Raw genomic sequence first — 7459 nt, 5'->3', positions numbered from 1 at the left:
CCGGCGGCACCGGTCACCGCCGGCGCGCGGGGCGGACGCACCGCCGCGCGCCGCTGCTCGGCCAGGTCCAGCTCCCGGACCACGGCGACCACCGGCACCGCGCTGGCGCCCGCGAACGCGGCGGCGGCCCACAGCGGGCCGTACCGCAGTTCCAGGGCCGCGGTCCAGGCGAGTCCCGTACTGGTGGCGAGGTAGAGGGCGCAGAGCAGGCGGCTGGATCGGGTCATCGGGGGAACACCGTTCGTCGGAGATGCCGTACGGGCTGCTCAACGGGGAGCGGCGGCTCGGGGAAGCGGGGGCGTTCTGGCCCAGTTTCGGCCATGTCGTCGTCTGTTCGTAGAGGTCGGTGGCCGGAAAGCATAGAAAACCGGTCAATTGAGAGCAGTGGCGTGCACGTTGCGAATGATTCGGCCGGGTCCGGGCAGGCGCAGTGAAAATCGAGAGAGGGGCGTTACGTGCTCGTACCCGACCCGAAGGTCGTCAGGGAGTTGCTGACGCGATACGCGGCTCTGCGGATCGCGCAGGCGGAGCGGGAGAGGCCGACGGCGGCGCGCGAACTGGCGGACGTCAGCTACACGTTGTGCGTGATGATGGGAACGACCGGCATCCACGAGGCGGTGGCGAAGGCGGACGCCCTGCTGCTGGCCCGGGCGGGTGCGCCGGACGGCGGGCCGGCGGCCGGCCCGGAGGAGGAGAGCGGCCTGTCGCTGGCGGTGTGACGCCGGGCGCGGCCGGCCGGGCCGGCCGCCCCGGCGGGCCATCTGCGCGGTTGGCGAGAATCCGTCGGAAGCTGTCAGTCCGGCTCCTGTTTGATCATCCGGCGGCTTTCTAGCGTGGGCTCGGAACCACGCCGATCACCCCCGCACCGGAGCCCGACCGATGACAAAGCTGCTGCTGTCCCTGCACGTCCTGGCCGCCATCGTGGCCGTCGGCCCCGTCACGGTGGCCGCCAGCATGTTCCCGCCGGCGGTCCGTGCCGTGCCCGCCGGCGGCGGGGCGGACGGCCTGGGCGCCGTCCGGCTGCTGCACCGGGTCTGCCGGGTGTACGCGGGGCTCGGGATCGCCGTGCCGCTGCTCGGCCTCGTCACCGCCCAGGTGATGGGCGTGCTCGGCGACGCCTGGCTCATCGTCTCCGTCGTGCTGACCGCCGTGGCGGCCGGCCTGCTCCTGCTGCTCGTCCTGCCCGGCCAGGAGGACCTCCTGGAACGGCTGGCCGGCGGACAGCCCGTCGAACGCTCCGGCACGGTCCGGCTGGCCATGGGCACCGGTCTGTTCAATCTGACGTGGGCCGCCGTGACGGTCCTGGTGATCGTCCGCCCGGGCTCCACGACCGGAGCCTGAGCGGGAGCCGCGTACCCGGGGAATGCGCGCGGCCGAAGGTCCGGACGCCTAGACTGCTCAGTCGCGCCTGACCCCAGGGGCGGACGACAGGAAAGGCACGTTGACGGATGTTCCAGGATTCGCCCATCTACGACCGACTCGTCGCCGAATGCGGTGATGTTCCCACGGTGGTGCGGCGGGAGGCGGAGCGGGTGAGCAGGGAACTGGAAGCCGTCCTGCGTCCGATGCTCTCGCCCGGCCGCGAGCGTCCGCCGGCCCCGGGCAACGGCTGGCAGCGCACCGCCCTGCTGCCCGGTCCCCGCCTCGACTGACCGGGGCACCGGCCGGTCAGCGCACCGCCGTGCCGGCGCCGCCCGCCCGCTCCGCGCCGTCGGCCCGGTCCGGCTCCGCGGCGCCGGGCCGGGCCAGCCACTCGGCGATGGTCCGGGCGATCGGCTGGCCGGTGTCCACCTCCACGAAGCCGAACTGCCCCGACTGGTTGCACTCCAGGAACCACCAGAGGCCGTCGCCGTCCTCCGCGAAGTCGAAGGCCCCGTAGGCCAGCTGCGCCTCCTGGACGTAGCCGAGGACGGCCGCCGCGACGCTCGGGGCCACCTCGGCCGGGCGCCACGGCTCGGCGGACCCGTCGAACCGGACGTCGACCTCGTCGGCGTCGGCGGCGGTCGCCTTGCGCGCGGCCAGCAGCCGGTCGCCGACGACGGTCAGCCGGATGTCGGCGCGCTTGGCCACCCGGCGTTGCAGCAGCGTGGGGCCGAGGGCGACGGCGGCGAAGTCCGTCTCGGGGGAGACCCGGCTGGTCGGCACCGCCCGCGGCGGATCCTGCGGATGCGCCCCCGAGACGGGCTTGACCACCAGGTCCGGGTGGCGCGCCGCGAACTCCCGGGCCGCCCGCGGGAACGTCGTGATCAGCGTGTCCGGCACCGGCAGCCCGCACCGCTGGGCGAGCCGCAGCTGCCAGGGTTTGTACCGGGCCCGGCGGGCCGCGTCCGGATGGTTCATCCACCGCGCCCCGCTGCCCCGCAGCATGCCGTACAGGGCCTGCGCCGACTCCTCGGCCAGCCACGGCGACGACGCGGCCGCGCGGCCGGCCGGGGTGCCCGGCCGGCGCACCCAGACGGACCGCAGCCCGCCGATGCTCACCAGCCGGCCCCCCGAGGACAGATGTCCCCGGAAGGAGCCGTGCGCGAACTCCCCGGACAGCGCGACGGAACCGGTCAGGTCGGCCGGATCCAGGCGCACCACCGGCACACCCGCCTCGTTGAGGTGCACGACCACCATGTCCGCCGTGACGTCCTCTTCACAGGTAAGGATCAGCACGGTCATCGAAGACGGTCCGTGTTCAGTCGTCGAAGTGGGTCTTCGAGCCCGCGGTGGAGGTCGTGGTGCCCAGCTCCCGCAGCAGGGCGTGGTCGCCGGCGGCCACGCGCCCGTCGAGGAGCACGTTCAACTGCCGTCCGGAGTCGTAGACGTACGGAGTGGCGGCCTCCAACTCCCCTACAGGGCGTGCGTAGTCGAGCGCGAACGGTTGCATCGTCTCTCCCTGGTCGGTGCTGTGCCGATCAAGCGATGGGCCGGCTGTGCCGTCGCCTGGTCCGCCGACTTCCCTCGGCTTCCAGAGACTTATACGAATCGAACGAGTGAATGGTTTCCTTACTCTCCGTAATCGCGGTGCGGTTCCGTCTTCGGCAGCGAACCGCGCAGCGAACGCAGAGCCAGGAGCAGCACACCCACGTCGTCCAGGTACACCGGATCGGGCACCAGGTCGGCGGGCAGCACGAGATAGAGGACGGCGCCCCAGAAGATCCAGCGCGGTCCGGTCGGCAGTCCGGCCCGGCGCAGCTCCCGCCGGGCGCGCACCAGCCGCACCAGGACCGAGACGGCCAGGGCCAGGACGACCGCCGCGAGCACCGCCGCCACGACGAGCACGACTGTGGTCGTATCCATGGTCGAATCCACCCCGCCCCCCTTCCTTGCGGTGCGCCGCGGCGCACGCGTCTTCCACCGGATTCCCCCGTACGGCGCGGATATGGCAGCCGGACGGGTGGTTCGCGCCGCCGCCGGCCGCCCGGCTCATCCGCGCGGCTCACCCGAGTGGCAGACCGGGTCGGGGGCGCCTAGTAATGGTCACCACACAAGTCGCGCGTCGCAGTCGGGGACGCAGGAAGCGGCCGCATTCCTTCAGACGGAGAAGACCATGACCACCGGCTCTTCAACACCCCGCCCGAACGAGTACGCCATAGCCACCTCCGTGGACCTGCCGTCCGCGGAGACCACCAGCACCACCGGCAGCCACCCGGTGCGCCCGCGGGACACCGCGCCCGATCCGCGGCCGCCGACCGGCCCGTACGCCGATGACGACCGGTACCTCGACGGTCCCCCCGAGGAGCCCTACGCCGACGAGGAACCGGCGTTCGAGGAGCCCGGGGAACCCCACGACGCACAAGAGTTCCGCGACTCCGAGGAGCCCGCCCGGCGGCCGGGCCCGGACCCGGACCCGGCGGCGTACGGCGACCCGGTCGGCGACCTGGTGCGGGCGGCGGTGGCCGACCGGCCGCTGGAGGAGGTCGTCTCGCTCATCACGATGCTGGAGCAGTCGCCGCAGTACGCCCAGGCCACCCTCGACGCGCTGCGCGCGGTCGGCGTGAACCGGTCGGTGGAGGACGTCACCCGGCTGGTCGGCCTGCTGACCCGGCCGCCGCGGCACGCCGACAGCGCGGACGAGGCGATCCGGGCCGCGGCCGAGAGCCGTCCGGTGGAGGAGGTGACCCGGCTGATGGCGCTGCTGCACCGGACCCCGCTGGAGCCGCACTGCGGCAAGGAGGCGGTCCGGGCCGCGGCCACCGGCCGGCCCGTCGAGGAACTCGTCCACCTGATCGGCCGGCTCGCCGAGGAGCGCCCGGACCGCCTGGGAGAGCCCGGTGAGCGGTCCGCGCGGGCGCCCGGCGACGGCGACGGGGAACCGGCCGGCTCCCGGCCCGCCGAGGAGACCCCCCGGCCGGGCGGCGGCCTGGGTGCGGCGCTCACCGGTGCCGGCCGCAAGGGCCGCGAGCACGTACGGGGTCCGCGCCGGATCCGTGCCGCCGCCGCTGCCCGGCCGAGCGTGCCGGCGGGCGCGGCGGAGAACGCGGAGCAGCGCGGCGCCGGGCGCCCGGCGCGGCAGCCGGTGCCCAGGGTCGCCTCGCTGACGACCTGGCTGGCCGTGGTGGTACTCGCCGGCTGCGGGGTGGCGTTCTTCCCGCTGCACGCCGACGGCGCCTCCGCCCGCGTCTACGGCGCCGCCCTCGCGCTGTCCGCGCTCTGCCTGCTGCTGGCCCTGGTGATGTCCGTGCGGCCGTTCGTCGCGGTGCTCGCCGCGGCGGTGGTGGGACCGGCGGCACTGGCCGCCGCGCGGCTCTACGCCATGACCGCCGCGGAGTCCCGGCTGGACCGGCTGATGGACCTCACCCTGGCCCCCGCCTGGGTGGCCGTCGCGGTGGCCGTGACCGCGTCGCTGACGGCACTGACCGCCCTGTGCGTACGGGTCGCGGCCCTGGTCCCCGGCAGCCGCTGGGCCCCCCGCCCGCCCGCCGGCACCCGCGGCGCGACGGACTGACCACCTCCTCACCGCGGCAGCGACGACACGCCCCCGGGCCGCCGAGGTGCGACCCGGGGGCGTCCGCGTCCGGGGGGTGTGCGCCGGGTCCGTCCAGGACATCCGGCGGACGCGCGGTCTGCCGGGTGACCGCCTTTCCGTCGCGTCAGCGAGAGGCGCTGGGCGCGGCCTGAGGGTGTTAGGGGGGCCCGGGTCGGTTCAGGGTATCCGGCGGACGCGCGTGACCTCCCGGGTGACCGCCTTTCCGTCGCGTCAGCGGCGACACGCCCCCCCCCGGGCCGCCGAGGTGCGACCCGGGGGCGTCCGGGGTGGGCCCCGGACGGAACGGGGGCCGGGGCACATCCCGGACGCGCCCGGTACCGGCGGACAAGGGCGAGGGCGTCAGCCGCCGAACGTGCCCGCCGGGGCCTCGTGGGCGAGGAGGCCGGTGAGGATGCGGTCGGGGGTCAGGGGGAGTTCGCGGAAGCGGATGCCGGTGGCGTGGTGGACCGCGTTGCCGATGGCCGCCGCGGTGCCGACGATGCCGATCTCGCCGATGCCCTTGCTGCCCATCGGGTTGAGCCGCGCGTCGTCCTCGTCCACCCAGTACGCCTCGATGCCGGGCACGTCGGCGTGCGCGGGCACGTGGTACGAGGCCAGGTCGGACTCGGTGAAGTCGCCGAACGCCGGGTCCAGGTGGCTGTCCTCGGTCAGTGCCATGCCCAGCCCCATCGTCATGCCGCCGATGAACTGCGACCGCGCCGTACGGGCGTTGAGGATGCGTCCGGCGGCGTAGACGCCGAGCAGCCGCCGGACCCGTACCTCCCCGGTCACCGGGTCGGCCGTGACCTCGGCGAAGTGCGCGCCGAAGGCGTGCCGGGAGTACCCGCTCTCGGCGTCGGCCCGCCCGGTGGTGTCGGCGTGCGCGCCGATCCCCTCGGCGGGCACCGGTCCCGGCAGCGCGGCCAGCCGGTCCGCCAGCCGGGCGCACGCGTCGTGCACCGCCCAGCCCCAGGAGGCGGTGCCGGAGGAGCCGCCGGCCAGCGACGCGGCCGGCAGGTCGGTGCTGCCCACCTCGATCCGGACCCGGTCCAGCGGCACCCCGAGGGTGTCGGCCGCGACCTGCGCGAGCACCGTCCGCGCGCCCGTGCCGATGTCGGTGGCGTTGACCTGGACCAGGAACCCGCCGTCGGGCAGCGCCCGGGCCGACGCGGTGGACGGGGACACCAGCACGGGGTACGTGGCCGCGGCCACCCCCGTGCCCACCAGCAGGGGACCCTCCGTACCGGACCGGGGGCGCGGGTCGCGAGCCGCCCAGCCGAACCGCCGGGCACCCTCCCGCAGGCACTCCACCAGGTGCCGGCTGCTGAACGGCTTGCCGCTGTCGGGCTCCGCCTCCGGTTCGTTGCGGATCCGCAACTCCACCGGGTCCACGCCCAGTTCGACGGCGAGTTCGTCCATCGCCGACTCCAGGGCGTACATGCCGGGCGCCTCGCCCGGCGCGCGCATCCAGGAGGGCGTGGGCACGTCCAGCCGGACCACGCGGTGCGCGGTGCGGCTGTGCGGCGCCGCGTACATCACGCGGGCGGGCACGGCGGCCTGCTCCACGAACTCCTTGACGCGCGAGGTGTGGGTGGCCACCTCGTGGTCGACGGAGGTGAGGCGGCCGTCCCGGCCGGCGCCGAGCCGCAGCCGGTGCAGGGTCGGCGCCCGGTGCCCGACCAGGGCGGGCAGCAGCCGGCGCGGCAGCGCCACGGTGACCGTCCGGCCGGTGTGCCGCGCCGCCATCGCGGCGAGCACCACGTCCGGACGGGGCGTGCCCTTGGACCCGAAGCCGCCGCCGACGTGCTCGGCGGCGACGGATATCCCCTCCTCCGGCACCTCGAACAGCTGGGCGAGGGTGGTGCGTACGACGGTGGTGCCCTGGCTGGAGGTGCGCACGGTCAGCCGGTCGCCGTCCCACCGCGCGGTGCTCGCGTGCGGTTCCATCGGATGGTTGTGCAGTGGCGGCACCCGGTACGCGGCGTCGATCCGCACCTCGGCGGCGGCGAACGCGGCCGCCGGCTCGCCGCGCTCCCGCACGGCCGGGTGGCCGCCGTTGGCTTCCCCGGGGACGTAGCTGTCGGGGTGCGACGCGGTGAGCGTGACGTCGTGCGGCTCGGCGGCGTAGGCGACCCGGACGGCGGCGGCGCCCTGCCGGGCCGCCTCCAGCGACTCGGCCACCACCAGCGCCACCGGCCAGCCCCGGTGCGGCACCCCCGGCCCTTGCAGCACGGCCAGTACCGGGTCGTCCGGGGCCGCGAGCCGCGGCGCGTTCTCGTGGGTGAGCACCGCCAGTACGCCCGGCAGGGCCAGCGCGGGCGCGGCGTCGACGCCGGTCACCCGGCCGCGCGCGACGGCGGCCGGCACCGGCCGGGCATGGGCCCGCCCGGACTCGTCGGACTCGGCGGCGTACCGTGCGGCGCCGGTGACCTTGTCCCGCCCTTCCCGGCGTTCGGCCCCGGCACCCAGGACGGTCTCGGTGACGGTCATGGAGTACTCCTCAGG

8 protein-coding genes and 1 pseudogene are annotated in these 7459 nt (G+C 75.4%); 4 read left to right on the top strand and 5 right to left on the bottom strand.

Annotated features, from left to right (window positions below; all coding sequences use genetic code 11):
- Positions 1 to 227, bottom strand: a pseudogene (locus AB0G32_RS37675) (hypothetical protein); the annotation flags it as partial.
- A gap of 228 nt (positions 228 to 455) precedes the next feature.
- On the opposite strand from AB0G32_RS37675, the gene AB0G32_RS37670 reads away from it, so the two are divergent.
- The 3 genes from AB0G32_RS37670 (at position 456) to AB0G32_RS37660 (ending at position 1652) form a co-directional block, all read left to right on the top strand.
- A complete protein-coding gene (locus AB0G32_RS37670; RefSeq protein WP_361174536.1) occupies positions 456 to 719 on the top strand; it encodes a DUF5133 domain-containing protein in 264 nt (87 codons plus the stop codon).
- 160 nt (positions 720 to 879) lie between these two features.
- Positions 880 to 1341 (top strand): hypothetical protein, encoded by a 462-nt coding sequence (locus tag AB0G32_RS37665; protein ID WP_361174533.1) that lies wholly within the window; start codon positions 880 to 882, stop codon positions 1339 to 1341.
- A gap of 107 nt (positions 1342 to 1448) precedes the next feature.
- Positions 1449 to 1652, top strand: a complete 204-nt coding sequence (locus AB0G32_RS37660) for a hypothetical protein (RefSeq protein ID WP_361174530.1) — start codon at positions 1449 to 1451, stop codon at positions 1650 to 1652.
- Positions 1653 to 1668: 16 nt separating this feature from the next.
- On the opposite strand, the gene tgmB is transcribed toward AB0G32_RS37660, so the two are convergent.
- From tgmB to AB0G32_RS37645, 3 genes are all read right to left on the bottom strand, one after another.
- Complete coding sequence (gene tgmB, locus AB0G32_RS37655) at positions 1669 to 2664, bottom strand: ATP-grasp ribosomal peptide maturase (RefSeq protein ID WP_361174527.1); 996 nt, start codon at positions 2662 to 2664, stop codon at positions 1669 to 1671.
- A gap of 16 nt (positions 2665 to 2680) precedes the next feature.
- Positions 2681 to 2872: a putative ATP-grasp-modified RiPP gene (gene tgmA / locus AB0G32_RS37650; protein WP_361174524.1), complete on the bottom strand. Its 192-nt coding sequence runs from the start codon at positions 2870 to 2872 to the stop codon at positions 2681 to 2683.
- A gap of 119 nt (positions 2873 to 2991) precedes the next feature.
- Positions 2992 to 3285 carry a YkvA family protein gene (locus AB0G32_RS37645; RefSeq protein ID WP_361174521.1) on the bottom strand — a complete coding sequence of 98 codons (294 nt, stop codon included), beginning with the start codon at positions 3283 to 3285 and terminating at the stop codon, positions 2992 to 2994.
- A gap of 250 nt (positions 3286 to 3535) precedes the next feature.
- On the opposite strand from AB0G32_RS37645, the gene AB0G32_RS37640 reads away from it, so the two are divergent.
- Positions 3536 to 4933, top strand: coding sequence for a hypothetical protein (locus AB0G32_RS37640; RefSeq protein ID WP_361174518.1), 1398 nt, complete (start codon positions 3536 to 3538; stop codon positions 4931 to 4933).
- A gap of 381 nt (positions 4934 to 5314) precedes the next feature.
- Here AB0G32_RS37640 and AB0G32_RS37635 read toward each other — a convergent pair whose 3' ends face one another.
- On the bottom strand, positions 5315 to 7444 hold the full coding sequence (locus AB0G32_RS37635; protein ID WP_361174515.1) for a xanthine dehydrogenase family protein molybdopterin-binding subunit: 2130 nt from the start codon (positions 7442 to 7444) through the stop codon (positions 5315 to 5317).
- Positions 7445 to 7459: the final 15 nt, after the last annotated feature.

It is taken from the genome of Streptomyces sp. NPDC023723, from assembly GCF_040639815.1.
In the GTDB taxonomy this organism is placed as follows: Bacteria; Actinomycetota; Actinomycetes; order Streptomycetales; family Streptomycetaceae; genus Streptomyces.
The sequence above is the reverse complement of the archived record's forward strand: the minus strand, read 5'-3'. Positions and strand labels throughout refer to the sequence as shown.

Bases quoted from the DNA above. Each gene is read 5' to 3' on its own strand.
- AB0G32_RS37665 (WP_361174533.1), top strand. From the start codon at position 880: ATGACAAAGCTGCTGCTGTCCCTGCACGTCCTGGCCGCCATCGTGGCC.
- AB0G32_RS37640 (WP_361174518.1), top strand. From the start codon at position 3,536: ATGACCACCGGCTCTTCAACACCCCGCCCGAACGAGTACGCCATAGCC.
- AB0G32_RS37635 (WP_361174515.1), bottom strand. From the start codon at position 7,444: ATGACCGTCACCGAGACCGTCCTGGGTGCCGGGGCCGAACGCCGGGAA.
- AB0G32_RS37645 (WP_361174521.1), bottom strand. From the start codon at position 3,285: ATGGATACGACCACAGTCGTGCTCGTCGTGGCGGCGGTGCTCGCGGCG.
- AB0G32_RS37660 (WP_361174530.1), top strand. From the start codon at position 1,449: ATGTTCCAGGATTCGCCCATCTACGACCGACTCGTCGCCGAATGCGGT.
- tgmB (WP_361174527.1), bottom strand. From the start codon at position 2,664: ATGACCGTGCTGATCCTTACCTGTGAAGAGGACGTCACGGCGGACATG.
- tgmA (WP_361174524.1), bottom strand. From the start codon at position 2,872: ATGCAACCGTTCGCGCTCGACTACGCACGCCCTGTAGGGGAGTTGGAG.